The sequence below is a fragment of the Pseudomonas sp. GW822-FHT03F08 genome (assembly GCF_058801265.1).
In genome coordinates this window covers 108,454-134,460 of sequence record NZ_JBXANC010000007.1, presented here as the reverse complement: position 1 = coordinate 134,460, position 26,007 = coordinate 108,454, and the positions used below count along the sequence as shown (strand labels likewise).

The following is a 26,007-nucleotide window of genomic DNA, read 5'->3' as shown; positions in this document are numbered from 1 at the left end:
GTAGATAACCGACCAAAAAGAAGTGGGGAAGCTAGATCAACGAAAGTCAAAAAAGCGTGAAGACGCCAGCTATTACTGGCTCGGAATTGACTCAAGTTGTTGCAAGAGTAAAGCTGCCTGAGTCCGGGTCCGCACGTTCAACTTGCGAAAGATCGCCGTGACGTGGGCCTTGATGGTCGCTTCCGACACGCTCAACTCATAGGCGATCTGCTTGTTGAGCAGGCCTTCGCAGACCATGGTCAGCACCCGGAACTGCTGCGGCGTCAGGCTCGCCAGGCCATCGCTGGCAGCTTTGGCCTCGTCGGAGACGCTGACCGCTTCGAACGCCTGGGGCGGCCAGAACACGTCGCCGTCCAGAACTTTGCGCACGGCTTCCTGAATCACGCTCAAGTCGCTCGACTTGGGAATGAAACCGCTGGCGCCGAACTCCCGCGACTTGACCATCACCGAAGCTTCTTCCTGCGCCGAAACCATCACCACCGGAATCTGCGGGTACTGCCCGCGCAACATCACCAGCCCGGAAAATCCGAAAGCGCCCGGCATGTTCAGGTCCAGCAGCACCAGGTCCCAGTCGGCCTTTTCGGTCAGGCGGGCTTCCAGTTCGGCAATGCTCGCCACTTCCACCATTCGCACATCCGGGCCAAGGCCCATCGTCACCGCTTGATGCAGTGCGCTACGAAAAAGAGGGTGATCATCGGCAATCAGGATGTCGTATGTGGCCATTTTTCAAATGATCCTGTTTTTGATGGCAGACCCGATGCATTCGAGTCTCACCAAGGCAACTCAAGATGCCGACGCTTTTGCAGCGGCATCCACAGGGGCACGTTCAACGCCAATCACGGACAAAAACGGCGTTTCAAACCTTGGCCGCACCCCAATCGGCGCCAAGCATGCCCAGCGAAGCCGGGGTGGTCAAGCAACACGGCCACTGCTTTAGCAGTATGGGCCAGTATCAGACGGGCACCGGCTGCGCATTTCGAATGAACGGCAGCAACTCGGCATGGGCCGGCGTCGACACGTTCACATCAAGCTGCTGTTTGGCCCCCAGGTAATGCTGGCTGAACACATCGAAATAGGCGTCCAGCGCCGAGGCGGCATCCGTGTCGCCCGCCAGTTCCAGGCACAGCGCCGCCACTTCGGCGGTGCACAGGTGCTCGCTGCGGGTCGAACGACGCAGGCGATAGCGCGACAGTTTGTCGGGCAACAGACTAAGGATCGGCAAGCGGTCGAAGTACGGGCTCTTGCGGAAAATCTTGCGGGCCTCGGTCCAGGTCGCGTCCAGCAGAATGAACAGCGGACGCTTGCTGCTATCGAGATCCACGGTGTTGGTCACCCGCGAAGGCTCGACGTATTCGCCGGGAAACACCAGATACGGCTGCCATTGCAGGTCGTTCAGCAGCGCCAGCAGTTGCTCGTCCGGTTCGGTCCGGGACCAGATGAAGGCGTGATTGTCCTGCACGATGTCGGCAATCAGCCAGCCGGTATTGCTCGGCTTGAACACTTCCTTGCCGGTCATGATCAGGCAGACACCGGAACGGGTGTCGACAGTCGGGCGCCAGGCGCACAGGCAATGGCTGATGATCACCCGACAGTCACGGCAACGTTCGGAGCGAAAGCCTCGGGCCTGAATCGGCTTGATGCCCTCATCCTCGCGCTGATCACGCAGGCGGGCCACGGCGTTGGGGGCATGGTTCATTGCGGGCGACGCCGACTGACAGGAAAACTCGACACGAACAACTCTCGGCAAGGCAATAAAGGCCGGCAGTTTATCAGAGCGACGGGCACAAGCCTGTACCCTCCCGACCGGCTCCCCTATAATTCGCCGCCACTGAACGCACAGCCACGGGGCTGGTCGAACCACCAGTCACTGAATCAGGAGAGTTTCATGCTGCGCCTTATCGTTCCTACCGCGGCCATTGCGCTGGCGTTGTCCTTCAGCGCACAGGCTGCGTCCCTGAAAGAGCAGAACCTGAACAAGGAACTGCAAAACGTCGCTGCTCAAAGCAGTGCCGGCACGCCACGAGCGATCAACGAAGACATTCTCGATCAGGGCTACACCGTCGAAGGCACCACGCTGATCAACCACCTGAGCGTGCAGGCAAGCCATGCCGACAAGATGCGTGCCGATCCCAAGGCCGTGTATTTCCAGCTGGGCGCCTCGGTCTGCAACAACCCGTCGTACCGCAAGCTGATGGCCAAGGGTGCCGTGATGCGTTACGACTTCAGCGAAGTGAAGACCAACAAGGCCATCGGTTCCGCCAGCTATCAGGAATCGGATTGCCCGAAAGCCGCACCGGCGAAGAAAAAATAACTTTCCGCAAAAGTAACTATCTGGAATTGGCGCGCCGCTGTTCATCCTCGGCGCGCAGTTCGGCCAGCAAGGCCTGCAGATAACGCGAACGGCGATCCCCTCCCGACAAGCGCCGGCAGCACTCCTCTTCGAGACTCACATGATTGGTCTCGGCCGATGCTTTCAGCATTCGATACAGCTGCGTATCGATCTCCAGAATGACTCTGGTCATGTGTCCCGCCTCCTTGCCACCCGCAAATCCTTGAAGAGCGTGCACCTTGCGTACGGTCGTTGACGCAAAGTTGTCGTACGGCGCCTTTAACTTAGTAAATCAGAGCATTCAGCCCTCGACGTGGCATCGGACGAGCGGTGAAAACACTTCGCAAAGCGACAATAAGCAGTTGCCAGGAAAGACTTTGCGGCGCAATGCTCAATGAGCGAGAAATGCTTTGAGGGTCTAGATTCAAAGTATTCCCGATCATTTTATTAACGGCAGGAAAGGAGCTGCCGGATGTTTATTTTCTTGCAGCGCGGCACTGACGCCGCACGTCAGGGCCGAAGGCTCTGTGCAGAAGGAGAAGTTGCATGCCTTACCAACCGAATGACCTGCTCAGCCGTCATTTTCAGGAAAGCGGCCACGACCTCACCGGCAAGGTCGAAGAACAACTCAACCTGGTTTCCCCTAACAGTCCGAACATCCCCATCTATCGCGACATGATCCTGACCGTGCTGCGCATGGCCCAGGAAGACCACAACCGCTGGAACGCCAAGATCACCCTGCAGGCCCTGCGTGAACTGGAGCAGGCGTTTCGAACGCTGGAACAGTTCAAGGGCCGGCGCAAGGTCACGGTGTTCGGTTCGGCGCGCACGCCGGTCGAGCATCCACTGTATGCCATGGCCCGCGAACTGGGCGCAGCCCTGGCCCGGTCAGACATGATGGTCATCACCGGTGCCGGTGGAGGAATCATGGCCGCGGCGCATGAAGGGGCCGGTCGCGATCACAGCCTGGGCTTCAACATCACCCTGCCCTTCGAACAGCACGCCAACCCTACCGTGGACGGCACCGGAAACCTGCTGCCCTTCCACTTTTTCTTCACGCGCAAACTGTTCTTCGTCAAGGAGGCCGATGCACTGGTGCTGTGCCCCGGCGGTTTCGGCACGCTAGATGAAGCACTGGAAGTACTGACCCTGATCCAGACCGGCAAGAGCCCGCTGGTGCCGGTGGTACTGCTGGACGCGCCGGGCGGCACGTTCTGGCAAGGGGCGCTGGATTTCATTCGTCATCAACTGGAGGAGAACCGCTACATCCTGCCAACCGACCTGAAACTGATGCGCCTGGTCTACAGCGTTGAAGAGGCGGTGGAGCAGATCAACCAGTTCTACAGCAACTTCCACTCCAGCCGCTGGCTCAAGCGTCAGTTCGTGATTCGGATGAACCACAGGCTAAGCGATCAGGCACTCGATCACATGCAGGAAGCCTTCGCCGATCTGTGCCTGAGCGACCGGTTCCATCAACACGCCTACAGCGGCGAGGAACACGACGAGGCGCAATTCAGCCATCTGGCGCGACTGGCCTTCGCCTTCAACGCCAGGGATCACGGGCGCCTGCGCGAGCTGGTGGACTTCATCAACCTGCCGGAAAACTGGGCCCAGTCCAGACCACAAACGGCGCAGCACAACCGCGAACCCTCGAAGGTAATCTGAAGGCAAAAAAAAAGCGGCCCGCTATCGAAATAGCGGGCCGCTTTTTTATTTTTTGATTGAAGCTGGAGCCGATTTAATCGTCCATCCCTCTGCCGCTGAACAAGCGGTTGATCATCTCCATCGAGAACCCTCGATACGCCAGAAACCGGCCTTGTCTGGCTCGCTCCTTGGCGTCGACGGGAAGCTGTCCGGAGAACTTCCGTTGCCACGTGTCCGTTAGCTGCTCCTGCCAGCTGATACCGCTCTCACGCAAGGCAAGTTCGATATCGGCACGCTGCAAGCCGCGCTGGCTGAGTTCCTCACGAATCCGCAACGGGCCATAACCTGAACGGGCGCGGTAGGAAACAAAGCTTTCCAGATAACGGGCTTCGGAAAGCTGCCCCTCCTCCGTCAAGCGGTCGAGGGCTGTTTCGATCATCTCGGGTGGGGCGCCGCGCTGACGCAGTTTACGCGTCAGCTCGACTCGACCGTGCTCGCGACGTGCGAGCAGGTCCATTGCGGTACGCCGCACCGCGACGAGGGTATCGAGTACGGCGGTTGTCATCGGTGCAATCAGATGTCAGCGTCAGCCAGGTCATCTTCGGTCTCTTTGACCGCAGATGCCTTGGAGTCAGCGATCACGGCTGGCGACAGCAGCTTGTCACGCAGTTGCTTCTCGAGCTTGGCCGCGACTTCCGGGTTGTCTGCCAGGAACTTGGCCGAGTTGGCCTTGCCCTGACCGATCTTGGTGCCTTCGTAGGCATACCAGGCGCCGGACTTCTCGACGAAACCGTGCAGCACGCCCAGATCGATCATCTCGCCGTTCAGGTAGATGCCCTTGCCGTAAAGAATCTGGAACTCGGCCTGACGGAACGGCGAAGCCACCTTGTTCTTCACAACCTTGACGCGGGTTTCGCTGCCGACCACTTCGTCGCCTTCCTTCACCGCACCGGTACGGCGGATGTCGAGACGGACCGAAGCGTAGAACTTCAGCGCGTTACCACCGGTGGTGGTTTCCGGGCTGCCGAACATCACACCGATCTTCATGCGGATCTGGTTGATGAAGATCACCAGGCAGTTGGCGTTCTTGATGTTACCGGTGATCTTACGCAGCGCCTGGGACATCAGACGGGCTTGCAGGCCCACGTGCATGTCACCCATTTCGCCTTCGATCTCAGCCTTCGGCACCAGTGCAGCCACGGAGTCGACGATGATCACGTCAACGGCGTTGGAGCGCACCAGCATGTCGGTGATTTCCAGGGCCTGTTCGCCGGTGTCCGGCTGGGAAACCAGCAGGTCGTCGACGTTGACGCCCAGTTTGCCGGCGTACTCAGGGTCGAGGGCGTGTTCGGCGTCGACGAATGCGCAGGTCGCGCCGGCTTTTTGGGCCTGGGCGATCACGGACAGCGTCAGTGTGGTTTTACCGGAAGATTCAGGACCGTAGATTTCAACAATACGACCTTTTGGCAGGCCGCCGATGCCGAGCGCGATGTCCAGACCCAGAGAGCCGGTGGAAATGGCCGGGATCGCCTGACGATCCTGATCGCCCATACGCATTACGGCACCCTTGCCGAATTGACGTTCGATCTGACCCAGGGCCGCAGCCAAGGCTTTCTTCTTGTTGTCGTCCATTAAAGTCCTCACGTAATCAATAAGGCCTGACGGCCAACACCTGTATAAGTAGCCAGTATTATTCCACAGCGTTCACGGATCGCCTACCCCTGATTTTCGATTTCTCGTGCCGCTAGTCGCAGGAGCCCCTCTAGCGCGGCCTTCACCGTTTGTCGGCGGACTTCATCGCGATTGCCGGGGAAGTGCTGCACCTCGCTGGAAACCGCATCGCCCACACCCCACGCCAGCCACACCGTGCCCACCGGTTTGCCCGGCGAACCGCCGTCCGGCCCTGCAATACCGCTGACCGCCACGGCAAATCGCGCTCGGCTGTGTTTCTGCGCGCCGCGCACCATCGCCTCGACCACCTCGCGACTGACGGCGCCCACCGTCCCGAAGAGTTCGACGGGCACGTTCAGTTGCTGGGTTTTCTGTCGGTTGGAGTAGGTCACATAACCGGCCTCGAACCATGCCGAACTCCCCGGAATCCGGGTAATCGCTTCAGCGATGCCGCCGCCGGTGCAGGACTCGGCCGTGGTGACGTGGGCATTGAGCAACTGCAGGCGTCGGCCAAGTTCGGCCGCCAGTTGGGTGAGGTCTTTCACGGCACTCTCCGGATCAGGTGGAATGTCTACCACCGTACACGAGCCGGTTGCGCTTTCAATACACAAGCTTATTCAAAATGTGCAGGCGCCAGCGCTCTGATATAGGCCTGACAGGCCTGCAGGGCAATCAGTCCGCGGTCGCCTTCACCGGTGATGGCGACAATTCGTTGAGCATGCGCCGGGTCAAGTCGGGCGCGTACGGTTGCATGATCCACGCTGCCGGTGCCGGAGGCGGCTGGCACACCGCCGCCTTGGGCAGCGTCGCCTGCGTCGATGAGGACTGACAGGCGCAGATCAGCAGTGGCAAGGCGATCGCGCAGGCGATCCTGATCACGTTGGGCATCGCTGAGTGCTCGATAGTGGGTTTGCTCACTGGCCGTGAGCCGTTGCTCCAGGGCCAGACGCTTGTCCTGCTCGGCCTGTTGCGCAGTGGCGGCCGCCAGGGTCATTTGGTTGAGGGTTTCGGCGTGCAGCCGCGCCTGTTCAGCCAGTTGGCGGCCGTAACGCCAGTCCTGGAATTGCCAGGCCAGCGCCGCCGCCCCCGCTGCCAGCAGTACCAGGCCGATCAGCCGCCCGATACTCAGACTGAAGGCAGGCATAACACCGCCCTCGCCCGCCCCCAAAGCTCCAGCCGATCCTGCAACCCGTTCAACCCGCCGTTGATGCGCCGGGTGATGCTGTTGAACTCATCACGGTCGGCCAGTGCGTTCAGGCCGTTCTGCTCCCAGAACCACGCCGCGGACTCGGCCGCCCATTGCGGTTGCTCGAGCAACTCCGGCAAGGCCAGCAGTCGTTCATCGCCGAACAGCCCGAGGCTGCACTGGCGATAGTTGGTGCGGCCGGTGATCTGGATCAGCCCGCGGCCGCGATACTTCTGCCCGTCGCCATCGGCTTCCGGTGTATTGCCCAGACGCAAGGCCAGCGTACCGGTGTCGTATTTGCTCAGGTATTGGTTGTTGCCCAGTTCACGCACGTACTGCAATTGGCCGGACTCATGCCCGACCTGGGCGAGAAACGCGGCAATGCGCTTGGGCGCGTCGATGCGATGGCGAGCCATGGCGTCGTTGAGCGGTGAAACAAAAACGCCCGCTTGGGAGCGGGCGTTGGGCATGATGGTTTTAAGGTTGTCTTCTGTAATTTGCATAATGCGTAATCCTCCCTGGATGCTCCGATTGAATCACGACTGACGACCGAGACCGGTCAGCCATTTCTTTGCCAGGGTTTTCAGGGTGCCATCAGGGGCACTGTCTTCTTGCGACGAAAACACCCAGCCGAGGGTGCCGAAATTCGCCATCCAGTCGATTTGCGGTGTTGGAGTGATCTCGGTGATATCGACCCAGAGCAGATCCGGGTGAAACATCTCGACCATGTTTCCGTCGGTCGAGAACAGTTCGACCACCGTGTCGTTGACGATGCGTGCGTAGGTTTTCATCAGGCGTACTCGTAAATGATCACGACACCAGGGGCACCTGATGTTCCTGATTTGCCAGCCAGATTGGGGCCGATAGCGACCCCGCCGCCGCCGGATCCATATCCCGAGCCGGGGTAGCCGGGGAAGCTGGTAATGACGGTGGTGCCGAACCCGAGGCCACCACTGCCCAACGGAGAGCTGCCACCATGCCCCGCCAGCGTCGAACTATTGACCGAGATGCCCGGTGATCCCGGGGCCCCGGCTGAGTTGACGATGTTCCCGCCGGACGCAATTTCACCGGGATACCCGCCCACACAAAGTCCTGCCGACGATCCGGAAACAACACCGACCCAGAGGGAACCCTGACCTCCCGGTGCCGATACCAGCGAGCCCAGCGAGCTGGTTCCTCCGACGCCGCCGTTCGTCTGTGCGGCTCCGGCAGCCCCACCGGCACCGATCGTGACAATCTGACTCGCACCGATCCTGTCGCTCGGCAACCGGGTCTCGGCGTAACTGCCGGAAGCACCACCACCGGAGACGGCATATTGATTCGCACCGGTCGCTGCAATACCCGCACTCCCGCCACCACCGCCCACGACTTTGACCAATACGGATCGCATCCCCACGGTCGGCGTATAAACACCGCTGACAGCAAATGTCTTCACATTCAACAAACGACCACCCCCGGCATTGCCGCCACTGGCATACACCAGCAACCAACTGTCCAGCGCAGCGCTATACACCACCGAACACACACTGCCGCCGACAATCTCGGCTGGCCGTAATGCACTCTGTGCCAGACTCAATAGCGGTTTGGGCAGAAGACCATTCGGTGCAAATGTGCTCGCTCCGGTGTTGGCATTGCCTGCGGTGAAACGCAGCGCCAGACCGTCCTTCAACGTCGTGATGGCCGGCACATAATTGGCCATGTAGAGATTGGCAGCGCCGATATCCGCTGCGTGTTTATCTGCACCGGCCTGGCTGATTTTCCTGATCGCCTGCAGCAACTGCGTCGCATCGCTTTCGCTCGGCTCAAGGCCCGCAGACTTGACGACATTCAGCAGCTCGTCGGTGATGCCATTGCCCCAGGTCGCGGGGATCAACGACCCCGGCAACCCGCCAACGACGTCTTCATTGACGAACTTGCCATTCACCAGCCCTATGCCGGGAACGCTTTTCGGGTAATCCACGTTTGTATCTCCTCAGTTTCCGTTGTGCAGCAAGCCTTCAAGCCAGTCGGGCTCTACCGGACGAGCGTGCGCATCAGGAAACTCCGGATCGTTGGGCCAGTCGCGCAATGCCTGCCGATAGGCGAGAAGCTGTTTGAACTCTTCGGCGCGCAGGGTCGTGCCGTCGCCGACTTCCAGCTCCTCAGCGTCACGCCATACCAGCCATTGGGTGTCGCGAAGAACAGCATTGCGCCATGCGCGTTCGTGAGTGATCGCAGCCTCAGGGGAGATGACCGGATCGGTCAGTACGGGTTGCCCACTGGCACTGGCGCTGATGACCTTGCCCGTTGCCTGCCCGGCAAACAGTTCGGCGTATTGGGCGTGGGTGATTTCTACGGCGCCTTCAGGTAACTCCGGAGAAGGGCTTTCGACCCGATCAAATCCGAGTGTCTGTGCAAAGAAATAGATCTTCATCGTTATCGCCCCCAAACCAGAATGCGGCCCATGATGCCCGGTGCCGGTCTCACACTCGTGCCGTCGACATTCCTGACCCGCGCCGCAGCTACCGATGTTGTTGAAAGGGTCGAATCAAACGCCCAGACAGTCGTGTTGCCCGCGCTCCAGCCGGACGGGTTCCCCTCATCGGCCACTCCGCCGACGATCGCCGTCTGGAACCTGACCGGCAAAGACAGGCTCATGATGCCGTTGGCGTCAGAACCACCCACAACCCATTGCAGAATCAAACCGCTGGGCAGTTTTTGATAACCGGCACTGGCTAGCTGCAAGGTAAAGGCGTTTGAATATTTCAGGCTCGCAGTGCCATGGACCGTCCAGATGCCATAGCCCTTCACGAACTGCGCGCTTTCACCGCCGTTGATCGTGATCGAACTCAAGTAAGCACCCTGCGGGCAGATTTGTGTTCCGGTTTTACTGGCGATCGTGATGACTGAGTTGCTGAGGCAATGAAAACTGAGAGTGGCACCATCGGGGACACTGGAAACCTCAGGCAGTGTCACGGTGTAAGCCGCGCTTCCACCCAGTCCGAATGCGCACCCCACATCTGCAGCCGTGAGCTGCGTCGTGTCGACCAGACTCCGGGCACTGGCATGGTTACCCAACGCACGTTGCACGAACTCCGGCGTGGCCACCGCTTTTCCGGTATCGAACTGCGGCGGAGTCGCAAACAATCGGGAACTGCGCAACGCACCCAGCAACTGATTGTTCGACGCCTCGCTGGGCGTCATGCCAGCGGCTTGAACAACGCTGAGAATTTCCTGCGTGACACCATTGCCCCACGCCGCCGGAATCAGCGAACCGGGTTTTCCGGCAACCGGATCCTCATCGGCAAACTGTCCATTGACCAGCCCGACGCTGGGTACACTCTTGGGATAGTCCAAGGCTTATCTCCTTATCTGAAAACATGGGTTGCGTGATGGCTTCAGCCAATCGCGCCGGCCAGCCACTGCGGTGCTGAGGGCCGCGAAGCGGATGACGGATATGCGCCGGAACCAGGCCAGTCCCGCAATGCCTGGCGGTACTCGAGCAGCTCCAGGTATTGCTGGGCCTTGAGCGTTGTCCCGCGTCCCAATTCCTGCTCATCGCGGTGGCGGGTGACCCGCCATTCGGTGGCTGCGAGAGCCGACTGACGCCAGGTACGCTCCGCCGCCAGAGGCTGGTTTTCCTCAACCACGGGGGCCTTGGCGACAACTGGATTTTGCGGTTCGTACGCAGGCTCGATAGCGGGAGCTGTCTCGTCCATCGACGCGCCGATTTCGACGTTGACGCCTTCGGGCACCGGTACCATCGCCGCGACAAACGCAGGCGCGAACAGTTGTTCGATCGCGAAGTCACCGGTGTCGATCACTTCGACCGCGACACCGTTTTCAATACGTGCATAACGGGCCATTACTCGTACTCCCAGATTTCACAGAAGGCGTTGCCACCGGCGCCGCTCACGACTGATGCGGATGCATTGTTCGAGCACGAACCACTTCCTCCCGAGCCACGAACACCGGCAATACCAATGCTGTTCACACCTATCAGCGGCGCACCGCCATCGAACGGGCTGGGGCCTCCGCCCCCGCAGAGCATTCCCCAGTTGCCGTTGTACATCGCAAAGGTGCCGGTGATGCCCCGAGCACTGCAGAGGTTGCCGCCCGTAACGACTTGCCCTCCCGAACCGCCTTGCACAAAGCCGGACGCCGTTGGGGACGTCAGGACGGTAATCGTCTGCCCGCCCATGCCTCCCGAAACACTCAGGTAGGAACCGAAAGAAGCGCCGCCACCGGCCAGGCCAACCGCGTTACGTGGGGCACCGCCGGCGCCCAGAGTGACCGGAACACCGGTCAGCATTTCCGGCGTGACGTCATACAGGCTTTCCCCATAAGCGCCCGCCCCGCCGCCACCGCCAATGCCTAAATTAGTCGCCGGGATGGGTGCACATCCGCCCCCCGAACCACCCGCCCCGACCAGCCGCACGCGAATCCGTCTGGCCCTCGGGTTCGGCTTGTAAACCGTGATCCCGACCGCGTCGATCTGCCGGACCGCCAGCAACCGCCCCACCGCATCGGTGATGCCGTAGCCCGCCAGCGTGGTCGGGGTGTTCTTCAGTTTGGTGAAGTCGACCAGGGCGCCAATGGCCGTTGCTAATTGGTTGGTCTTGGTCTCGTCCGGCGTCAGTCCGGCCGCCTTGATGGCGTTGAGAATTTCTTGCGTGACACTGTTGCCCCAGGCGGCGGGGATCAACGACCCGGGCGTGCCGGCAACGGGGTTTTCATCGATAAAACCACCGTTGACCAGGCCGACGCCGGGGATGCTTTTCGGATAGTCCATTGCGCTGCTTCCTGTGCTGCAATCAGCTGGTGACGGTTGTGCCGGGCACAGCCGGCCAAGTGATTTCTTCCGGGAAACCGGTCTGCTTTTCGATTCGGTTCAGCTCGACGCTGTAGAGCTTCCACTCGAGCAGTTGCAGCTCTTCTTCGTGGCTGGCATCGCCGATGTCTTCGGCGTATTGCAGGGGGGCGATGCGCAGGACGGCGTCGCGCAGCAGCGTGTCGCGCTTGTCGATAAGGCCAGACTTGATCGCGGACAGGTGGGCCGTTTCATCGAGCATCCACGCTTGACCATTCCAGATATATCCCTCTCCTGGCCAGACATCGGCAGTAAGGTCATCCGGTAACTCACCTGGTTCAACCCAGATCTGTATCGCACCGCTGTCCTTCCTGTGAACCACTCCCCGGTGATCGCTCACCTCACGAGGAACTCCGTTCACCAGAACCCAGACACGGCCATTTCCAGGCGATGGCAATTCGAAAGGCAATTGCACTGAATTGCTGGGCAACTGAACGCCAAGTCCAGGCGTCTCGGCAAATTCAACGGGACCGGACAGGCAGCCCACATGATCGAACAGATAATTAAACATGAGCACCTCAGATAAGTTTGATCCGGCCCGGATAGGCAATGTTTCGGGGACGGGTGATACCGCCATGATTCAAAAGATCTGCGTCCGAAATCGGCGAAACGGTTTCAGAAGGGGTGATGTATTTGACCGTGGAGCCCGCGTAATCGGTGTAATTGCCCATGTCGAACCCCAGCAGGGCTTTCTGGGAAATGATGTTTGTTGCGAACAGAATATTGTCGCCCACGCCATTGTCGCCCTGGACCAGCGAGCCTTTTTGCCAAGACCCCGGTACACGTCCCGGATCGATCAAACCGCCTTCAGACAGTACCCGCAGGAACTCGCCACGGGCTTCTGGCAAGCGGAAATTTGTGGCTCCATCCCCAGAGGACCATGCACCGGCGCGATCGGCTTCGGAACGCAACATGCCGGACTGTTGCGCGTGATCCCAGAGCCACGGCCACTCCGTTCGGCTGAGTAACGAGCCATTCAAAGCGGCATAGCCACCGGGCAAAACGGAAAGCGTGGTCTCGAAGGCAATGTGCCCCACTGACGAGCCGTCCAGGCGTCCCACCGGCCACCAGTTACCCGCTGCATCACTGCGCAGATGCCACCAGTCGCCATTGCCCATCAACACCAGAAAGGGGTAACCATTGGACGAAAGGTGTGTATGAAAGCGGATACGGTCAGTACCGGACGTCTGAACAACCAGTCGATTGCCACTGTTGTCGACGCGGCGAACGATAACGTCACGCACGCCCAGACCGATGCTGGCTGCCGGCAGGGTCACTGTGGTGGCTGCCGGGCTGCCGTCGATGAGCACAAGGCCAAGCTCCTGTTCGGTCAGAGCTTTGGAGGCTGCCAGCCGCGTCACCACCGAACGCATCGGGCTGGCGTTGCCGACAATCGACTGAATTGCCTTGAACAACTGCCCTGTATCAGCCTCGGCGGCGGTCATCCCGGCGCCAGCGATCACGTTGACGATCTCTTGTGTAACGCTGTTGCCCCACACCGCAGGTATCAACGACCCGGGCGTTCCCGCCACCGGGTTTTCATCGACGAAGCGGCCGTCGACCAGGCCGACGCTGGGGACGCTCTTTGGATAATCCATTGGATGTTCGTTCCTCTTGAATGACAAATGAAACGTGGCTGCACGCGGGCTTTTGGCTTGCTCAACGGCGGGCGCAAACGCTTCTGTTCCTGAAAATAAAAAGCCCACAACAAAGTGGGCTTGGGTGAAGCGGATGGCGATTACGGAGCCGGGGTGGCCGTCAACTGACGAATGGCCTGCAGCGCCTCATCGGCGGCAGCGCGAGCCTGATCCATCTGGCTTTTGCTCGCGTACGCACGGATCTGGGTCTTGGCTTTCAGGCGCACGGTCCGCAGGGTCAGCAGGTTCTCGCTGAGTTGGGCAGCCTTGTCGAGGATCTGCTCGGCCGACTGTTTGGCCGACCTGCCCTTGGCTACCCAGGCAGCAACGGACAACGGCACGTCCTTTTTCGGGTAACCGGCGTCCTGATAGGCCTGAGCGTCGACCGCCGCCTGGGCGTACTCGAGGGCTTTGAGCGGGTCACCGGCCAGTGCGGTGCGTGCGCTGTCGGCGACTGCATCGAGATTGACGCACAATCGTTCGGTTTCTTCCTGCTGCAGTGCGGCGACTCTGTCGTCACTCAGCTCCCACTTCTCGCCATCCCAGACATGTGCGGTGGAGGGTTGTGCAGGACGCAAGCCTTCCTCGAACTGATGCAGTTCATGAATGATGATCATCGGATCAACTCCCAGGAAAAATTCACATTGACGGCGGCGGCAAAGTTGACCGCGATGCCGCTGGCGTAATCGGCCGGACCGACGCTCTTGAGCCCCATGCTGAACAGCAATTCGTCACTGGCGGCATTGCCCGCGCCCCAGGTATGTTCGGCCTGATACGCCTGCCACAGTGAGCGCAATTCGTTATGGTCGAAGCTGGCGGTCAATGTCGAAACCGTCGTATCGCTGACCACGTTGCTGGAGAAAATAAGCGCGGCGCCGCCGGCCGTTGCCCAGCCATCCCAGTTGCTGGAGGTGCCCACGGTCGGGTTGAGGAAGCAATAGTTGCCACCCAGCCATCCGCCCGGCGCGAAGTTCACACTGGTGATGCCGGTCGGGTGCGGCGTGGGATTGCCCACCACCAGACGCGCCGCTCGCGCATGTGGATCCAGCGGCAGATACACCACTCCATTGCCATTGACCGTCTGCGTCCACGACAACCGGCTTCGGTTGTAGATCAGCCTGACAGTCGGCACCGAACCGGGTCCGGCGGTGACAACCCAGGCCAGACAGATATCCAGCGGCGTCGACTGGAAGCCACCACCCGCTGCGCCATTTACCGTGCCCTTCAAACCTTCCGGTGTCGCGTCATAGACTGTGCCGCGCTGCATGTAAAAGGTCAGCGCACCGCCAATCACCTGAGCGCGCAGAAAGTAACCCGAACTCGGCAGCAGGTCGGCACTGCTCCAGGCCTGAGTGGTGAACGTACGCGAACGCCCCAACTGCCCTGCCACGACTTCCTGTCCGAGGCTGACCAATACGCCTGCCGGGATCGATACTCGGCCGCCACTGGTCGACACCGCGGCTGGCGTCACCGCCAGACGCCCGTCCGCTGTGGCCACGGTTGCCGCAGGCAAAGACCCGATCGGCAACGCCGAATCCAGATTCCAGCCCTTGGCCGTCACCGTCTGAATCGCCTGCAACAACTGATCGTATTTCTTCTCGTCCGGGGTCAGATCCCCGGCCTTGATCACGCTGAGAATTTCCTGCGTGACACTGTTGCCCCAGTCCGCCGGAATCAACGATCCCGGCGTTCCGGTCAGCGGGTTTTCATCGACAAATTTCCCATTCACCAGACCGGCGCTGGGCACACTCTTCGGATAATCCATTGCGTTATTCCCTAGTCATAATTGATGTGCACCTTGGTGTGCGCCGGTGCTGCCCGATGGATCATGCATTCGAGCGCCGAGCCCGGGTTCACGCCGAAGCGCTCACCCCAGTAACTCGCACCGAAACGCCGACCGAGCAGCAGGCGGCCGCCGGTGTTGAGCGTCCACATGAACTGCGCTTCCCAGGTGCCCCAGTGCGCGGCGCCGAAACGCGAACGACCCATACGCGGGGCTTCAAGCTCGGTGATGGTGGCGTTGGGGTAACCCTGGCTTTTGGCGATTTCCAGGTAGTAGCCGACGGCCTGGCTGCCGACCGCCAACAAGCGGCGGCGTACAGCGAGGCGACGGTCGTCGAACAGCGGTGTGGCGCCCAGGCACGGGTCTGGCAGGTTCATCACCTGTTCCCAGTCCGGCACCAGTTCGCTGACACCGGCCGGGTCCATCTCGTTGAGCAGGTCGGCCGCGCGGGCGTCGAGGCGTGCCAGTTCGACGGCGACGCCTTGCAGCACTTCATCGAGTTCCGGCACTCGCTCCGGATCCCACGCAGGTCCCGAAGGCAGCAAGGCACGCAATTGCGCCTGGTATTGCGCGGCGGTTCTTATGCCCCCCATACGCAACCTCCGAAGGTGAGCAGTTCGCTGTCGCCTGCCGCGACGTTCGCCACCGGGGCCGAAAGCACGTGATCGGTTTCACCCGCCGCGCTGCTGATCGCTTCGCGGATATGGCTGATCAACAGATCCGCGCCGAGGTCAGCCTCGCGGTTGTGCAGGTCGCGCAACTGGGTTTCGACAGCGGCGCGCACCGCGGTGGTATCGGGCGTCAGCTTCAGTTGATAGGTCACCGGTTTCTGCACCGGCGGGAGCACATGCACTTCAGCGGTCACCGGGCGCAGCGGCTCGATGTAAGCCTGTACTTCGGCCAGTTGATCCGCATTCGGCACCGGTTGCGGGTCGTCGTCACGCATGATGTAGACGCCCACGGTGCCCGGCCCGAGAAAGCCGCCACGGCACCAGGCGCGCGTCACGCCCGGCACTTCCAGCGCCCAGGTCTCGTAGTCGCTGGCCGAACCGCCGTGGGGGATGACGCGATAGGAGCGGATCACCCGCGAGCGCAGCGACTCCAGACTTTCCCGCGCCACCCCGCCGTTGAGCCCCGGCGCCAGCACCACAAAGCTGTTGCCGACCACACCGGTGATCGGCTGCACCGGCGTCAGCGCCAGACCGGCCTCGGCATTGCCCAGGCTGCCGGCATCAAGCGCGGCGATGGAGGTGCTGTTGACGCCATTGACGGTGGTACGCGCGGCGGTGACTTTGAAGGTGCGACCGTCGCTCGACTGCAGCAACGTATCGACGTCCAGCACCGCGCCCGCCGTCGCGTTGAAGCTGACGTTGCCGGTGGCGACCTGTGCCGGTTTGCGCGGCTGGTTCAGGCGCAGCGCGGCGATGCGTTCCAGGGTGGATTCATCGGCGGTATCGGGCAGGATCTGCTCGGCAATCCAGTCGAGGTAGCCGTACAGGCCATAAGCGGCACCGCCGAGTGTGCGGGCCAGGACTTGCGCATCGGACTGGCGCAGCGAATCGCCGGCCAGGTCGCTTTGGGTGCGCTTGATCAGCACCGGCAGCGAAGGGGTTTCAAACGGCATAGATCACCTGCCAACTGTTATCGGGGTTGATGTCCAGACGTTCGCCGTCGGCCAGGGTCAGGACCGTACGCAGGTTCAGGCGCTGGGCGTCGAGGCGTTCGCTGATGATGTCGATGGCGCTGCAATGGCCGTCGTCGATCAGCCACTGCAAGGCTTCGCGGGCATAAAACTCGGCGTCCATCTGGGTCTGTCGGGTCAGCTTGACCCGGCGCAGCAGCCACAACCGCGAACCGATGCGGTCGTCGGCTACGGTCGGAAAGGTGTCGCCCCACCAGCCGTAACGCTCCTCGTCGTCGAGGGCATCGTCGTCGGCCGCACGGCGCCAGGAGAACAGGCTGATCAGCACTGAACGGGTCAGCGCGGCGTGAAGGTTCTGACTGAAAAGCATCACTGACCTCCCGCCGGCGCGCCGGTCTGGCCGCTGCCCGCCTGCACGCCAACGTGCACGTGCTTGATCTGGCTGATGCCGCCAGCCATCTGATCGCCTTTGGAAACGATCTTGCCGGTCTGGTTGATCACCGGCGTCTCGAAGTTCACGGCGGTGCTGGCGCGGATGTTGAGGGTGGAGGTTTCGATGTCGATGATCCGCCCGCGCTTGAAGTGAATTTTGTCGCCTTCGTCGGTGTAGATCGCCACTTCGCCGGCCGCCAGCGATTGCAGGCGATAACGGCGGTCGGCGACCACCAGGGCAATGGCGTGGGAACGATCACCGCCCAGAAACGTGACGACGCCTTCGGCACCGGCCAGCGGATGGCTGGTGAAACCGTAGGGTTCGAAGTGCTCCATGTCGTCGTTCACTTCACCGGCGGTGAGGCGCATTTGCAGCGATTGCAGCTTGGAGGCCGAACTGGCGAGCACGACAGTGCCGCGCGCCAGCAGGCGTGTCAGTAGGCTCATAGGGTTTCCTTGGAGGGCGGGGTCGGGCTCAGGTTTTTTTCGGCGGCTAAGGATTGGCGTCGAAGGTATGCGGCGGCGCCACTTGCAGGGTGGTCACCGAGCCTTGCGCCGACAACGAGTACGTCACCTTGGAAATCAGCATGTCTTCATCGAACCCGAGCACCGGATCCTTGACCCGCACCAGGGTGTTGTGACGCCACAGGTCACCGTTGGACTGACGCCAGCCCTGCACCTGATAAGTGGTGGTCAGCGCCCGGCCCATACGGGTTGCGCTTTCCCATTGGGCCCGTTGCTGGGCCAGTTCGAAGGTCAGTTGCGAGCCTTCGTTGATGATCGTGGTACGCCGGCGCTTGAAGCTCAGGTCGGCCGCCACCGATTCCACTTCGCTGACCGATGCCCCGCTCTTCTTGTCGTTGCCCTTCTGCTGGCCGATCACCCGGTATTCAGAGAACACCTGGCTGAAATCCATCGGTGCATTGGCCGAGAGAATGTTCTTCCCCAGCTCCAGTGCATCGCTGGCGCGACCGCCGCTGCCCGGTTTGGCGAGCACCAGCCGGCCTTCGGCGTCATCGGTGGAAAACACCCGGTACAGCGAGAGCAAGCGGTCGATCGACTGAAACGCCGTTTCACCTGGCACGATCGTGTGCTTGCTCAGGCGTGCGGTCTCGGGAATTTCGTTGACCACCATCAACGCGTACTCCATGGCCAGGGCCTGGACGATGTTCAACAACGACTGATCCTGCCATTGGCCGGGGTTGTTTCGCGCCGCACAATCCACCAGATCCTGGGTCTTGGAACTGCCTTCGATGCTCAGGCTGATCTGCCGCCCGTCATAGCTGATCGGGGCCTTGAACACATAACCGGTGAGCACCAGATCCTTGCCGATCCGCACTTCGCACGGGTCGCCGGCCTTGATCCGCTGATCCACGGTCTGTCCCGGCCATTGCCAGGTGATGTCGAGTTTGAAGGTGCGGAACTGGCGCTCCAGGTCCGCGGTGATCTGCACGCTTTTCCAGCCGCCGTATTCCATGTCGCCGACGGTCAGCGTGACGCGATTGTCAGTCTCGTTCATGGCTCACTCCCTGGAAACTTTGACTTCGTTGGGTGAGAAGCTCGGATGAGACAGACCGTTGCGCTGAATGACCTCGGTCACCCGCGTGGCGTCGCCAAACTGTTTGTAGGCCACGACCACTGCCGGAAAGGTTTCCTGAAAGGTTTTGCTGACCAGTCGCACACCGGACGAAGCCACAGCCTTGAGGTGCGCGATCAGCGCTTCCTTCACATCGGCGATGGCCTGGTAGTGCGCGGGATCGGCCTTGTCCTGGGCCTTTTGCAGCGCTTCGCTCAACTCCTTTTGCAGGGCTTGCAGATCGTCGGTGACCGGCACTTCCTGACGAGTGATCGGCTGCTTCGATTGCTGATCCAGCGAAGGGGTCGAGTTCAGTTTCACCGGCGTCGACGCCACTGGCATCGAGGCAACCCACTGCGCGACTTTGACGATCAGGGTGTCCTGCACCAGATTGGCCATCGCTTGCGCGGCGGCGTTGGTGTCCTTGCCGGTGGTGATTTTCGGTGCGTCGGCCTTGCGGATGGCTTCGAGTTGTTGGGACACGTCGGCAATCACGCCACGGTAGCCCTCCTTCGCGAATTCCTTCAGCTCTTTGATATCGCCGAGCAAGCCCTTGAACTCCGCCGCCACTTCCTTGGGCAGCTCCTTGACGGCCCTGACCAGTTCGGTGATCTGCTTGTACTGCGCGATCAGCGGTTTGAGCTGCTCCTTGATCACGTCATACACGCCGGTCAGGCTGTTGCGCAGATTGGCGATGCCGATCCGCGCCGCCTTGATCAGGGTCATCGCCTGTTCGAAGCGCACCACCGCCGAACCGAGCAAACCGTCGGCCTTGATCAGCAGGACTTTTTGCGTGCTGACCGTCGCCGTGGGAAACGGCAGCGGCCGGTCCGGGTAGAACTTCAGGCTGAAGGTCACCATCCCGCCGTCCTGGCGAGTGTGAGTCATGTCGCACTCGCCGACCTTGACCTGCAAGCGCCCCAGCCACGGGTGCACCAGTTCGCCGCTGCCCTGCTCCAGGGCCTGGAGCAGCTTGTCGCGCTGCTCCAGGCAATCGGCACCGACGATGAACGCCGTCAGGTCGTGGGTCTTGGCCTGCTGGCCGAGATCCTCGAAAAACGGCAGGTCGCGTTGCGGGTATTCGTGCAATTGCCCCTTGCGACCGACCGGGGTTTTCGCCTGGTCGATCCAGAAGCCGACACCCCGAAAGGATGCCGGCAACAAACGGTCACGCCAGTTCATTGGAACCTCCTGCCGATAGCGAGCGATAGCCGATGCGCGAACTGAGCGCCAGCCCCGGTTGATTGGTTTGCGGTTGATCGGTGCGTAGCCCCGCCGGTGCATTTTCGAAGCGCACCGTCAGACCGCCTTCGAGCTGCGTGCGGTTGTTGGCAGCGCTTTGCTGGATCAGTGCGCTGGAGGATTGCGGCAAAGAACCGCCCTGCAACGCACTGCCGCCCTCGGGTTTCGGGCTGGCACCAAAGAATGCCGGCGCCAGTTCGCCCTTGCCTTCGGCATTGGTCTGGCGTTGCGCCTGGGTCAGGGTTTCAACCTTGCCGGTGACCTTGGCGATCAGTCCGGCGAAGCCACCGTCGAACAGTTCCTTGATCGGAGCGATGACGGTTTGCAGCTTTTGCCACAACTCGCCGAACCACTCGGTGATCGGTCCCCAGTTCTTGATGATCTGCCCCAACGGTGTCCATTCGAACATGTTGTGCAGGAACTCCAGCACTGGTGCGGCCAGCGCCTGCACCACGCCCCACAGCGCCGAAAACACTTCGCTGATCGGCTGCCAGTATTGCGCGATCTGCTCCAGCGGCGACCATTCGAACAGGCTCTGGAAGAAGCTTTTGACCTGCTGTGCCGAGGCTTGCAGCGTGGCCCAGATCGGTTCGAAGAACGTCACGATGGCGCCCCAGTTGTTGACGATCATCCCCAGCGGGGAGTAGTCGAACAAGGTGCCGAAGAAGTCCTTGATGGCTTGCGCCGCCGGTTGCAGCGAGGCCCAGATCGAGGCGAAGAAGCCGGTGATCGCGCCCCAGTTGTTGATGATCATCCCCAGCGGGGAATGATCGAACAGGGTGCCGAAGAAATCCTTGATGGCTTTCGCCGCCGGTTGCAACGTGGCCCAGATCGAGGCGAAGAAGCCGGTGATCGCGCCCCAGTTGTTGATGATCATCCCCAGCGGCGTCCAGTCGAACAGACCTTTGAGGAACGACATCACCGGCACACTCAAGGCCTTGAGCAATTCCCAGATCGCCGAAAACAGACCGGTCAACGGCCCCCAGTTTTCCAGAATCAGGCCCGCGGGCGACCACGAGAAAACCGACTTGAAGAAGTCGATCACAGGCGCGGTCACAGCCTTGACCTTGTCCCAGATCCCCGAGAAGAAACCCGTAACCGGTTCCCACAGCGCCGCCAGTGCCTCCAGCGGCCGCCAGTCGAGCACCGAACGCAACGTCGCCATTGCACTCGCCCCGGCGTTTTTCACGCCCTCCCACAATCCGGTGAAGAACGCGGAAATCGGTGTCCAGTTGGCCACGATCAAACCGGCCGCCACCGCAATGCCCATGGCGATCAGCATGATCGGATTGGTCTTGAGCACCATGCTCATCACGTCGAACACCTGTGTCGCACCGGTGACGGCGGTTTGCATGGCAGAAAACGCAATCGCCCCCGCCGCCAGCCCTTCGACCAGTTTCGGGTTGTCGGCCAGCAGGCTGCCGACCTGGGTCAGCACCGGTTCCAGCCCGACCACCAACGCCCCCACGGCCGGCACCAGTGCGGCGTCCACCGCGGCGGAGACCTTTTCCATCGACGCACTGAACACGTTCATGTTCTGCGCGGCGGCTTTCGGTGTTTCCGGCAGATCGACGGTTTTCGCCGTTTCGCTGACTTCGGTCAACTTGCCCTGAAACGCCGCAGCCGATTTGATGCCGTCCACGAACGGCGTAATCACGCTGCCGCCCTTGAACAGACCGCTGATGTCCAGTTTGCCGAGGCCGGTCTGTTCGAGGTTTTTCTTGAAGCTCTCGACCTTTACTCGCAGGGCACCGAGCTTGGGCGACAGTTCATCGATGCCCGTCAGCAGCACCGAGGTTTTCTCTTTCTTTTCTTCGTCTGCCATCACTGCACCTGCTGCATCGCATTGATCCGTTGCGCGTGCTCCAGCGATTCGCGGAGCACATCCAGTGGCCTGGCCATCATCTGTTCGGGGTCAACCTTCCAGAACCAGGCCAGGTCATAGGCGACCGAAATCAGGTCGGTGATGGCTCCGACGCCGCACTCATGAAAAAACTCGCAACGGCCCAGCTCAACGCGTTGAGGTCAGCCAGATCCAACTGGTTGACCGACGACGGCGGAATGCCGGCGCACACGGCGATGTATTTGGCCGCCACGTCCATGTCGAGGCTGACCTCTTCGCTCTTGTCGATCTTGTACGGCAGCGCCTTGATCGCTCGTACCTCCTGCACCGTCGGACGGCGCAGGACGAGTTCGGTCAGGGGCTCGCCGTGAGCTTCGATCGCAACTTGAAGCTTCACGGCGCCGCTCATTGCCAGGTCCCCTTGATGCCTTCGAATTTCAGTTCGATGGTGGCGTCATCGCCTTTGGAGACTGGCTCTTCGACCAGGTAGGCACCGGCCAGCACGTAGACTTTGCCGTTGCTGAATTCGCAGGTGACGGTGATGTCGGTGCCTTCGATCAGCTTCTTCAGCGGGAAGTCGGCGGTGTGCAGCGCAGTCACTTTGAACGACGGCGCGATGTCGGTTTCCTTGTAGAAACCCGGCACGACGGTTTCGCGTTTGACGGCCATCAGCGGGGCTTCGCAGCCGCCATTGATAGTCAGTTGTGCACCGTCGACCTTGACGTAGCAGGTGCCTGCAATCAGTTGACCCATGGTGTTACTCCCTTCAAATAAAAAGCCCACGCGAGGTGGGCTGAAATCACAGTGTCAAACGGGCCGATCAGGCGACGTCGTCGTACTGCAGACGGAACTGGTTGAGCAGTGCGAACACGCGCAGACCGTTGATGTAATCAGGCGGGAACAGCACGTTCACGCGGCTTGGGTCCTGCACGTCGCGCTCGACGATCAGGTGCTCGGCGAACAGCTCGGCGTTTTCCACGTGGCCTTCCAGTTCGAGCTTGGCGTACTGGGCGATCAGCTCACCGCGAATGGTCGTCGGGGTGACGATCGGCTGGCCGGCGCCGAAACGGGTGCCGTCGGAGGCCAGTTTGTGGCGACCGTATTTGCTGGTGATCACGCTTTGCAGACGACGCACGATGAACGCCGACTGGTGCATGGTTTCGCTGTCCAGGTACGAGTTGTCGGCCTGGCCGTAAGCGTTCTTCTGGTAGGTGGTGATCGAGCGCTGGATGCGCACGTAACCGCCTTCGTAGTACGCGGTGGCGATGCCGTAGTTGAGCAGCGACTGACGCTCGGTCAGGGTGAAGCGCTCGCTGGCCGGTGCCGGATCGACGCCTGGCAGGCTGCCGCTCTGGGTCGGACGGCTGGCGTCGGCCGAGATGAACACCGAAGTACGCGCAGCCAGTGCCGCAGCTTGTACCCATACCGGTTGCGGAACGCCCGGCTCCAGCGCCTGAATGGTCATGTGCTGGTCGTTGCGAGCCTGACCGGCTGCCACCAGAGTACCGACGGTGCCGCGCTTGGCGCTGTAGACGTGACCGAACAGTTGCTTGGCCCACGACCAGCGACCGGTGCTGTCGTCCATCACTGCTTGCCAGGTGTTGAGGGTGGCCAGGTCGGACCATGGCAGCGTGATGAACTCGAACGGCTCATCACCCAGTGCTGCAACGGCAGCCACTTGATCCGGTACACCGACACCGCCGGTCATGGCGGTGATGGCGGTGGTCAGGCCAGCCGGGGTTTCTTCGCCGTTGCTCTTGCCCAGGCGATTGAATTGCAGGCTGATGTCGTTGCCGCTCTCACCGGTCCATTTGGCGTTCAGGGTTACCACGCCTTCAGCGGCTGCAGCGCTCACCGGCAGATCAGCGGTGGCGTTGATTTTCTGTGCCAGGGCGGTGGCCGCCTGGGCAGCAGTGGCACCGTTGACCACGGTGGCCTGTACACGGACGCCGCCGACATACAGGTTGAGCACGCCAGCCTGAGTCGCGGTGCCGGTCAGGGTCAGCACGCCTTTGGCGATGGCGCCGGTGGCGTTGTGCAGCGGCAGGCACCAGATCTCACCGATCGGGTCGGCCTTGCGGAAGGTCTCGTACATGGACGCCAGCATCGAACCCTGGCCGCCAATGCTCTTGGCCAGTGCCACGCTGGAAACCAGCACCAGTTTGCCAACTTCGCTCGGAGCGATGTTGTCGTTGACCTGCGCCACGATCAGGCGGCGCATGGACGAGGACGCGCTATTGGCGGCCGAGTTGTCCATTTCGGCATAGAACAGCGGTACACGAATGTCCGCAGGAATGTTGCTGAATCCGATCGCCATTATTTGGCTCCCTTTTGTTTAGCTGTTGCGGTTTTGAGGGTGATATCGCCGTCGGCCAGACGCCGGCGCCACCAGGCGCTGTCCAGCACTTCACGGCCTTCCAGTGGCAGCAGGTCGCCTGCTTCCGGGTCCGGCACGGCACGGCCAGCGGCCGGCACTACGGTGATGCGGTTGCTCATGGGGTTACGTCTCCAGAGAAAGTCATTTCCACGCGCCCGTCAGGGCCCGGGTGTTTCAGGTTGGGGTCGGCCGGGTCGATCGCATCGACCCGCACGGTGACCCCGGTAAAGGACGACAAACCGTCCAGTTCACGTTCGTGCCAACTCTCCGCAGGCTGACTTGGCAGATTGCGGCCCAGCTGGAACTCGGCAAAAAAGCGCAGCCGGTAGAACGCACGGCTGCTGTTGATCGAGACCGTTTCGCCGCCGTCATAAACGATGGCGCTGTAGTCGGAACCGGGCTTGAAACCCACCAGCGCCCGCCACACTTCGGCGCGCAGGTCGTGCAACAGATCCAGCGCTTTTGTGGCGTCCGTGGCATCAAGCACCAGGATGATTTCGAAGCGGTCGCGGATCGGTTGGCTGGCAGAGTTCTGTGCGGTGCTGGCGCTGGCCAGATCGGCCAGCGGTAAAACGTGGGCCGAGGGCATCGGCAGATTCGGGTTGCCTTGCAGAAGCGCCAGGTCGACACCTGTCGAGATATGGCCAGGGCTTGGGCATTGCGCACGCAGCTGCGTGAGGATCGGGGAGATCTTCATGGGGAGCGTTCCAGGATTAGTGAGTGGCCACGGTGATGTATGTGGCTGAGAGGTCGGGTGGATCAGTCCTTGGCTTTTGCCTCGGGATCCAGGCCCTTCGCTTCGATCAGGCAGCGATAGCTTTCTTCGCGCTTGCCACTGGCGGTGACTTTTTCAATCGACCAGCGGCCGCGCATGAAGTCCGGCCAGGTGTCATCGAGCACCAACAGGCCTTCGGCCACCAGCAGCGGATCACCCGGGCATGTGACCTTCAGCGTGTATTTCTCGCGCAGCATCTTGCGCACTTCGGCTTCGCCAATGGTTTTGGCTTCTTCCTCATTGGCCAGTTTCTGGCGAATGACCTTGTAAGGCTCGGAACCGGTGATCACCTCCCGCAGCTTGCCAAGAGCATCGTCCCAGAAGCTGGTCTTGCAACCCTGGTTCTGGGTACGAGCGGTCTCTTCCAGCGTAGCGCTGATGAAGGCGTGATCGCCCGGCCGATTGTTGCTGGTTACCGACAGCCTGACGTCCGGTATCACCTGGCCTGAAAAGTTTTTGAGCTGCGCCGGTTTCGCCAATACGTAGAGTTCGTTGACCGGTTTGGCAACCGCGTCGTATTTGCGCGCCATTCGCGTGATGAAGCTCATGTCGGTTTCGTTCGACTGGTCGACATGGGCGATCCTGATCAACGCCAGTTCGGGATCGACGCGCGGCGAAAAACCGTGCGGCGAGACCAGTTTGCCAAACAGTGCACCAAGGGTTGTGGGCCCGTGGCTGGCCGTGCGCCTCTCCCTGAATCCGGTCTCGTCCTTGCCACTGAAAGGCGCGGCCGTAGCGACCAGCGTCAGGCGCAGCGGAAACAGCGTCGGTGTCAGTCGAGTGATCCTGAACTGGCCCTTTTCGACCAGCCCGGACTCCCGATAGCCAACCCGCAGACCGACTGTTCCACCCAGGGTCGGCAAGCCTTCAAGACCTTCCAGGTCAATCACCAGCGTCAGTTGATCGGACTCCATTCCGGCGGCATCAATGTGTTCCCAACTGATCAGGCGCTGATTCAGCAGGGCCTCGTGGGCCCCGTAGATTTCAATCGTCGGCGTGAATCCCTGTGCCATGCAGCCTC

Annotated in this window: 33 protein-coding genes; 2 read left to right on the top strand and 31 right to left on the bottom strand. The window is 61.1% G+C overall.

The window, feature by feature from the left end:
* Positions 1 to 72: 72 nt before the first annotated feature.
* Complete coding sequence (erdR, locus tag AC1RME_RS18850; RefSeq protein WP_085647827.1) at positions 73 to 723, bottom strand: response regulator transcription factor ErdR; 651 nt, start codon at positions 721 to 723, stop codon at positions 73 to 75.
* 229 nt (positions 724 to 952) lie between these two features.
* The gene (locus tag AC1RME_RS18845) at positions 953 to 1,696 is read right to left on the bottom strand and encodes a tRNA-uridine aminocarboxypropyltransferase (RefSeq protein ID WP_493091626.1); all 744 of its coding nucleotides are present in this window, start codon (positions 1,694 to 1,696) and stop codon (positions 953 to 955) included.
* 189 nt (positions 1,697 to 1,885) lie between these two features.
* On the opposite strand from AC1RME_RS18845, the gene AC1RME_RS18840 reads away from it, so the two are divergent.
* On the top strand, positions 1,886 to 2,311 hold the full coding sequence (locus AC1RME_RS18840; RefSeq protein WP_096819565.1) for a PA3611 family quorum-sensing-regulated virulence factor: 426 nt from the start codon (positions 1,886 to 1,888) through the stop codon (positions 2,309 to 2,311).
* 16 nt (positions 2,312 to 2,327) lie between these two features.
* Here the strand turns inward: AC1RME_RS18840 and AC1RME_RS18835 are convergent, their stop codons facing one another.
* On the bottom strand, positions 2,328 to 2,522 hold the full coding sequence (locus AC1RME_RS18835) for a hypothetical protein (protein ID WP_096819566.1): 195 nt from the start codon (positions 2,520 to 2,522) through the stop codon (positions 2,328 to 2,330).
* Positions 2,523 to 2,875: 353 nt separating this feature from the next.
* Here AC1RME_RS18835 and AC1RME_RS18830 point away from each other — a divergent pair, with 353 nt between their 5' ends.
* Positions 2,876 to 3,994 carry an LOG family protein gene (locus AC1RME_RS18830; protein WP_096819567.1) on the top strand — a complete coding sequence of 373 codons (1,119 nt, stop codon included), beginning with the start codon at positions 2,876 to 2,878 and terminating at the stop codon, positions 3,992 to 3,994.
* Between the two features lie 73 nt (positions 3,995 to 4,067).
* Here the strand turns inward: AC1RME_RS18830 and recX are convergent, their stop codons facing one another.
* The 28 genes from recX to AC1RME_RS18690 all read right to left on the bottom strand — a co-directional run bounded on the left by recX (position 4,068) and on the right by AC1RME_RS18690 (position 25,999).
* Positions 4,068 to 4,538, bottom strand: coding sequence for a recombination regulator RecX (recX, locus tag AC1RME_RS18825; protein ID WP_493091625.1), 471 nt, complete (start codon positions 4,536 to 4,538; stop codon positions 4,068 to 4,070).
* Positions 4,539 to 4,546: 8 nt separating this feature from the next.
* Positions 4,547 to 5,605 carry a recombinase RecA gene (recA, locus tag AC1RME_RS18820; protein WP_003222269.1) on the bottom strand — a complete coding sequence of 353 codons (1,059 nt, stop codon included), beginning with the start codon at positions 5,603 to 5,605 and terminating at the stop codon, positions 4,547 to 4,549.
* Positions 5,606 to 5,688: 83 nt separating this feature from the next.
* Positions 5,689 to 6,189, bottom strand: coding sequence for a CinA family protein (locus tag AC1RME_RS18815; RefSeq protein ID WP_096819569.1), 501 nt, complete (start codon positions 6,187 to 6,189; stop codon positions 5,689 to 5,691).
* A gap of 68 nt (positions 6,190 to 6,257) precedes the next feature.
* A complete protein-coding gene (locus tag AC1RME_RS18810; RefSeq protein ID WP_096819570.1) occupies positions 6,258 to 6,788 on the bottom strand; it encodes a lysis system i-spanin subunit Rz in 531 nt (176 codons plus the stop codon).
* Positions 6,770 to 7,333: a glycoside hydrolase family 19 protein gene (locus AC1RME_RS18805; protein ID WP_102621389.1), complete on the bottom strand. Its 564-nt coding sequence runs from the start codon at positions 7,331 to 7,333 to the stop codon at positions 6,770 to 6,772. Before AC1RME_RS18805 ends, AC1RME_RS18810 begins: the two co-directional genes overlap by 19 nt.
* A 33-nt stretch (positions 7,334 to 7,366) precedes the next feature.
* On the bottom strand, positions 7,367 to 7,621 hold the full coding sequence (locus AC1RME_RS18800; RefSeq protein ID WP_096819572.1) for a hypothetical protein: 255 nt from the start codon (positions 7,619 to 7,621) through the stop codon (positions 7,367 to 7,369).
* Positions 7,621 to 8,790 (bottom strand): glycine-rich domain-containing protein, encoded by a 1,170-nt coding sequence (locus tag AC1RME_RS18795; RefSeq protein WP_493091624.1) that lies wholly within the window; start codon positions 8,788 to 8,790, stop codon positions 7,621 to 7,623. Before AC1RME_RS18795 ends, AC1RME_RS18800 begins: the two co-directional genes overlap by 1 nt.
* A 12-nt stretch (positions 8,791 to 8,802) precedes the next feature.
* Entirely contained in the window at positions 8,803 to 9,243 is a 441-nt protein-coding gene (locus AC1RME_RS18790; protein ID WP_096819574.1) for a phage tail assembly chaperone, read from the bottom strand.
* A gap of 2 nt (positions 9,244 to 9,245) precedes the next feature.
* Positions 9,246 to 10,166 (bottom strand): gp53-like domain-containing protein, encoded by a 921-nt coding sequence (locus AC1RME_RS18785; RefSeq protein ID WP_096819575.1) that lies wholly within the window; start codon positions 10,164 to 10,166, stop codon positions 9,246 to 9,248.
* 41 nt (positions 10,167 to 10,207) lie between these two features.
* Complete coding sequence (locus tag AC1RME_RS18780; RefSeq protein WP_493091623.1) at positions 10,208 to 10,675, bottom strand: tail fiber assembly protein; 468 nt, start codon at positions 10,673 to 10,675, stop codon at positions 10,208 to 10,210.
* Positions 10,675 to 11,601, bottom strand: coding sequence for a glycine-rich domain-containing protein (locus AC1RME_RS18775; RefSeq protein WP_493091622.1), 927 nt, complete (start codon positions 11,599 to 11,601; stop codon positions 10,675 to 10,677). Before AC1RME_RS18775 ends, AC1RME_RS18780 begins: the two co-directional genes overlap by 1 nt.
* A 22-nt stretch (positions 11,602 to 11,623) precedes the next feature.
* Complete coding sequence (locus AC1RME_RS18770; RefSeq protein ID WP_192559929.1) at positions 11,624 to 12,190, bottom strand: tail fiber assembly protein; 567 nt, start codon at positions 12,188 to 12,190, stop codon at positions 11,624 to 11,626.
* Between the two features lie 7 nt (positions 12,191 to 12,197).
* On the bottom strand, positions 12,198 to 13,277 hold the full coding sequence (locus tag AC1RME_RS18765; RefSeq protein ID WP_192559928.1) for a phage tail protein: 1,080 nt from the start codon (positions 13,275 to 13,277) through the stop codon (positions 12,198 to 12,200).
* Positions 13,278 to 13,417: 140 nt separating this feature from the next.
* Positions 13,418 to 13,933 (bottom strand): phage tail protein, encoded by a 516-nt coding sequence (locus AC1RME_RS18760; RefSeq protein ID WP_493091621.1) that lies wholly within the window; start codon positions 13,931 to 13,933, stop codon positions 13,418 to 13,420.
* Positions 13,930 to 15,081 carry a phage tail protein gene (locus AC1RME_RS18755; RefSeq protein ID WP_493065376.1) on the bottom strand — a complete coding sequence of 384 codons (1,152 nt, stop codon included), beginning with the start codon at positions 15,079 to 15,081 and terminating at the stop codon, positions 13,930 to 13,932. The genes AC1RME_RS18760 and AC1RME_RS18755 overlap by 4 nt, the downstream gene beginning before the upstream one ends.
* 11 nt (positions 15,082 to 15,092) lie before the next feature.
* Entirely contained in the window at positions 15,093 to 15,692 is a 600-nt protein-coding gene (locus AC1RME_RS18750; protein ID WP_096819582.1) for a YmfQ family protein, read from the bottom strand.
* Positions 15,680 to 16,723, bottom strand: a complete 1,044-nt coding sequence (locus AC1RME_RS18745; protein ID WP_096819583.1) for a baseplate J/gp47 family protein — start codon at positions 16,721 to 16,723, stop codon at positions 15,680 to 15,682. The genes AC1RME_RS18750 and AC1RME_RS18745 overlap by 13 nt, the downstream gene beginning before the upstream one ends.
* Positions 16,713 to 17,111 (bottom strand): phage GP46 family protein, encoded by a 399-nt coding sequence (locus AC1RME_RS18740; RefSeq protein ID WP_096819584.1) that lies wholly within the window; start codon positions 17,109 to 17,111, stop codon positions 16,713 to 16,715. Before AC1RME_RS18740 ends, AC1RME_RS18745 begins: the two co-directional genes overlap by 11 nt.
* Positions 17,111 to 17,620 carry a phage baseplate assembly protein V gene (locus tag AC1RME_RS18735; RefSeq protein ID WP_192559925.1) on the bottom strand — a complete coding sequence of 170 codons (510 nt, stop codon included), beginning with the start codon at positions 17,618 to 17,620 and terminating at the stop codon, positions 17,111 to 17,113. Before AC1RME_RS18735 ends, AC1RME_RS18740 begins: the two co-directional genes overlap by 1 nt.
* Before the next feature lie 46 nt (positions 17,621 to 17,666).
* A complete protein-coding gene (locus tag AC1RME_RS18730) occupies positions 17,667 to 18,692 on the bottom strand; it encodes a phage baseplate assembly protein (RefSeq protein WP_493091620.1) in 1,026 nt (341 codons plus the stop codon).
* Between the two features lie 3 nt (positions 18,693 to 18,695).
* A complete protein-coding gene (locus AC1RME_RS18725) occupies positions 18,696 to 19,931 on the bottom strand; it encodes a DNA circularization protein (protein WP_493091619.1) in 1,236 nt (411 codons plus the stop codon).
* Positions 19,918 to 21,816 carry a phage tail protein gene (locus AC1RME_RS18720; protein WP_493071709.1) on the bottom strand — a complete coding sequence of 633 codons (1,899 nt, stop codon included), beginning with the start codon at positions 21,814 to 21,816 and terminating at the stop codon, positions 19,918 to 19,920. Before AC1RME_RS18720 ends, AC1RME_RS18725 begins: the two co-directional genes overlap by 14 nt.
* A 130-nt stretch (positions 21,817 to 21,946) precedes the next feature.
* Positions 21,947 to 22,243 (bottom strand): phage tail assembly protein, encoded by a 297-nt coding sequence (locus AC1RME_RS18715; RefSeq protein ID WP_003222226.1) that lies wholly within the window; start codon positions 22,241 to 22,243, stop codon positions 21,947 to 21,949.
* Positions 22,240 to 22,587 (bottom strand): phage tail tube protein, encoded by a 348-nt coding sequence (locus AC1RME_RS18710; protein ID WP_007908779.1) that lies wholly within the window; start codon positions 22,585 to 22,587, stop codon positions 22,240 to 22,242. The genes AC1RME_RS18715 and AC1RME_RS18710 overlap by 4 nt, the downstream gene beginning before the upstream one ends.
* Before the next feature lie 67 nt (positions 22,588 to 22,654).
* The gene (locus AC1RME_RS18705) at positions 22,655 to 24,151 is read right to left on the bottom strand and encodes a phage tail sheath subtilisin-like domain-containing protein (protein ID WP_493091618.1); all 1,497 of its coding nucleotides are present in this window, start codon (positions 24,149 to 24,151) and stop codon (positions 22,655 to 22,657) included.
* Entirely contained in the window at positions 24,151 to 24,330 is a 180-nt protein-coding gene (locus AC1RME_RS18700) for a DUF2635 domain-containing protein (protein ID WP_007954893.1), read from the bottom strand. The genes AC1RME_RS18705 and AC1RME_RS18700 overlap by 1 nt, the downstream gene beginning before the upstream one ends.
* Positions 24,327 to 24,908, bottom strand: coding sequence for a phage tail terminator protein (locus tag AC1RME_RS18695; RefSeq protein WP_493091617.1), 582 nt, complete (start codon positions 24,906 to 24,908; stop codon positions 24,327 to 24,329). The genes AC1RME_RS18700 and AC1RME_RS18695 overlap by 4 nt, the downstream gene beginning before the upstream one ends.
* A 62-nt stretch (positions 24,909 to 24,970) precedes the next feature.
* Positions 24,971 to 25,999 carry a phage late control D family protein gene (locus AC1RME_RS18690; protein ID WP_493091616.1) on the bottom strand — a complete coding sequence of 343 codons (1,029 nt, stop codon included), beginning with the start codon at positions 25,997 to 25,999 and terminating at the stop codon, positions 24,971 to 24,973.
* Positions 26,000 to 26,007: the final 8 nt, after the last annotated feature.

What these genes read in the sequence shown, in the direction of transcription:
- AC1RME_RS18760 (WP_493091621.1), bottom strand. Translation starts at nt 13,933, where the DNA reads ATGATCATCATTCATGAACTGCATCAGTTCGAGGAAGGCTTGCGTCCT.
- AC1RME_RS18775 (WP_493091622.1), bottom strand. Translation starts at nt 11,601, where the DNA reads ATGGACTATCCGAAAAGCATCCCCGGCGTCGGCCTGGTCAACGGTGGT.
- AC1RME_RS18725 (WP_493091619.1), bottom strand. Translation starts at nt 19,931, where the DNA reads ATGAACTGGCGTGACCGTTTGTTGCCGGCATCCTTTCGGGGTGTCGGC.
- AC1RME_RS18770 (WP_192559929.1), bottom strand. Translation starts at nt 12,190, where the DNA reads ATGTTTAATTATCTGTTCGATCATGTGGGCTGCCTGTCCGGTCCCGTT.
- AC1RME_RS18755 (WP_493065376.1), bottom strand. Translation starts at nt 15,081, where the DNA reads ATGGATTATCCGAAGAGTGTGCCCAGCGCCGGTCTGGTGAATGGGAAA.
- AC1RME_RS18745 (WP_096819583.1), bottom strand. Translation starts at nt 16,723, where the DNA reads ATGCCGTTTGAAACCCCTTCGCTGCCGGTGCTGATCAAGCGCACCCAA.
- AC1RME_RS18740 (WP_096819584.1), bottom strand. Translation starts at nt 17,111, where the DNA reads ATGCTTTTCAGTCAGAACCTTCACGCCGCGCTGACCCGTTCAGTGCTG.
- AC1RME_RS18710 (WP_007908779.1), bottom strand. Translation starts at nt 22,587, where the DNA reads ATGGGTCAACTGATTGCAGGCACCTGCTACGTCAAGGTCGACGGTGCA.
- AC1RME_RS18835 (WP_096819566.1), bottom strand. Translation starts at nt 2,522, where the DNA reads ATGACCAGAGTCATTCTGGAGATCGATACGCAGCTGTATCGAATGCTG.
- AC1RME_RS18695 (WP_493091617.1), bottom strand. Translation starts at nt 24,908, where the DNA reads ATGAAGATCTCCCCGATCCTCACGCAGCTGCGTGCGCAATGCCCAAGC.
- AC1RME_RS18840 (WP_096819565.1), top strand. Translation starts at nt 1,886, where the DNA reads ATGCTGCGCCTTATCGTTCCTACCGCGGCCATTGCGCTGGCGTTGTCC.
- AC1RME_RS18750 (WP_096819582.1), bottom strand. Translation starts at nt 15,692, where the DNA reads ATGGGGGGCATAAGAACCGCCGCGCAATACCAGGCGCAATTGCGTGCC.
- AC1RME_RS18780 (WP_493091623.1), bottom strand. Translation starts at nt 10,675, where the DNA reads ATGGCCCGTTATGCACGTATTGAAAACGGTGTCGCGGTCGAAGTGATC.
- recX (WP_493091625.1), bottom strand. Translation starts at nt 4,538, where the DNA reads ATGACAACCGCCGTACTCGATACCCTCGTCGCGGTGCGGCGTACCGCA.
- AC1RME_RS18715 (WP_003222226.1), bottom strand. Translation starts at nt 22,243, where the DNA reads ATGAGCGGCGCCGTGAAGCTTCAAGTTGCGATCGAAGCTCACGGCGAG.
- AC1RME_RS18830 (WP_096819567.1), top strand. Translation starts at nt 2,876, where the DNA reads ATGCCTTACCAACCGAATGACCTGCTCAGCCGTCATTTTCAGGAAAGC.
- AC1RME_RS18790 (WP_096819574.1), bottom strand. Translation starts at nt 9,243, where the DNA reads ATGAAGATCTATTTCTTTGCACAGACACTCGGATTTGATCGGGTCGAA.
- AC1RME_RS18735 (WP_192559925.1), bottom strand. Translation starts at nt 17,620, where the DNA reads ATGAGCCTACTGACACGCCTGCTGGCGCGCGGCACTGTCGTGCTCGCC.
- AC1RME_RS18720 (WP_493071709.1), bottom strand. Translation starts at nt 21,816, where the DNA reads ATGGCAGACGAAGAAAAGAAAGAGAAAACCTCGGTGCTGCTGACGGGC.
- recA (WP_003222269.1), bottom strand. Translation starts at nt 5,605, where the DNA reads ATGGACGACAACAAGAAGAAAGCCTTGGCTGCGGCCCTGGGTCAGATC.
- AC1RME_RS18805 (WP_102621389.1), bottom strand. Translation starts at nt 7,333, where the DNA reads ATGCAAATTACAGAAGACAACCTTAAAACCATCATGCCCAACGCCCGC.
- AC1RME_RS18810 (WP_096819570.1), bottom strand. Translation starts at nt 6,788, where the DNA reads ATGCCTGCCTTCAGTCTGAGTATCGGGCGGCTGATCGGCCTGGTACTG.
- AC1RME_RS18700 (WP_007954893.1), bottom strand. Translation starts at nt 24,330, where the DNA reads ATGAGCAACCGCATCACCGTAGTGCCGGCCGCTGGCCGTGCCGTGCCG.
- erdR (WP_085647827.1), bottom strand. Translation starts at nt 723, where the DNA reads ATGGCCACATACGACATCCTGATTGCCGATGATCACCCTCTTTTTCGT.
- AC1RME_RS18705 (WP_493091618.1), bottom strand. Translation starts at nt 24,151, where the DNA reads ATGGCGATCGGATTCAGCAACATTCCTGCGGACATTCGTGTACCGCTG.
- AC1RME_RS18845 (WP_493091626.1), bottom strand. Translation starts at nt 1,696, where the DNA reads ATGAACCATGCCCCCAACGCCGTGGCCCGCCTGCGTGATCAGCGCGAG.
- AC1RME_RS18690 (WP_493091616.1), bottom strand. Translation starts at nt 25,999, where the DNA reads ATGGCACAGGGATTCACGCCGACGATTGAAATCTACGGGGCCCACGAG.
- AC1RME_RS18765 (WP_192559928.1), bottom strand. Translation starts at nt 13,277, where the DNA reads ATGGATTATCCAAAGAGCGTCCCCAGCGTCGGCCTGGTCGACGGCCGC.
- AC1RME_RS18800 (WP_096819572.1), bottom strand. Translation starts at nt 7,621, where the DNA reads ATGAAAACCTACGCACGCATCGTCAACGACACGGTGGTCGAACTGTTC.
- AC1RME_RS18730 (WP_493091620.1), bottom strand. Translation starts at nt 18,692, where the DNA reads ATGAACGAGACTGACAATCGCGTCACGCTGACCGTCGGCGACATGGAA.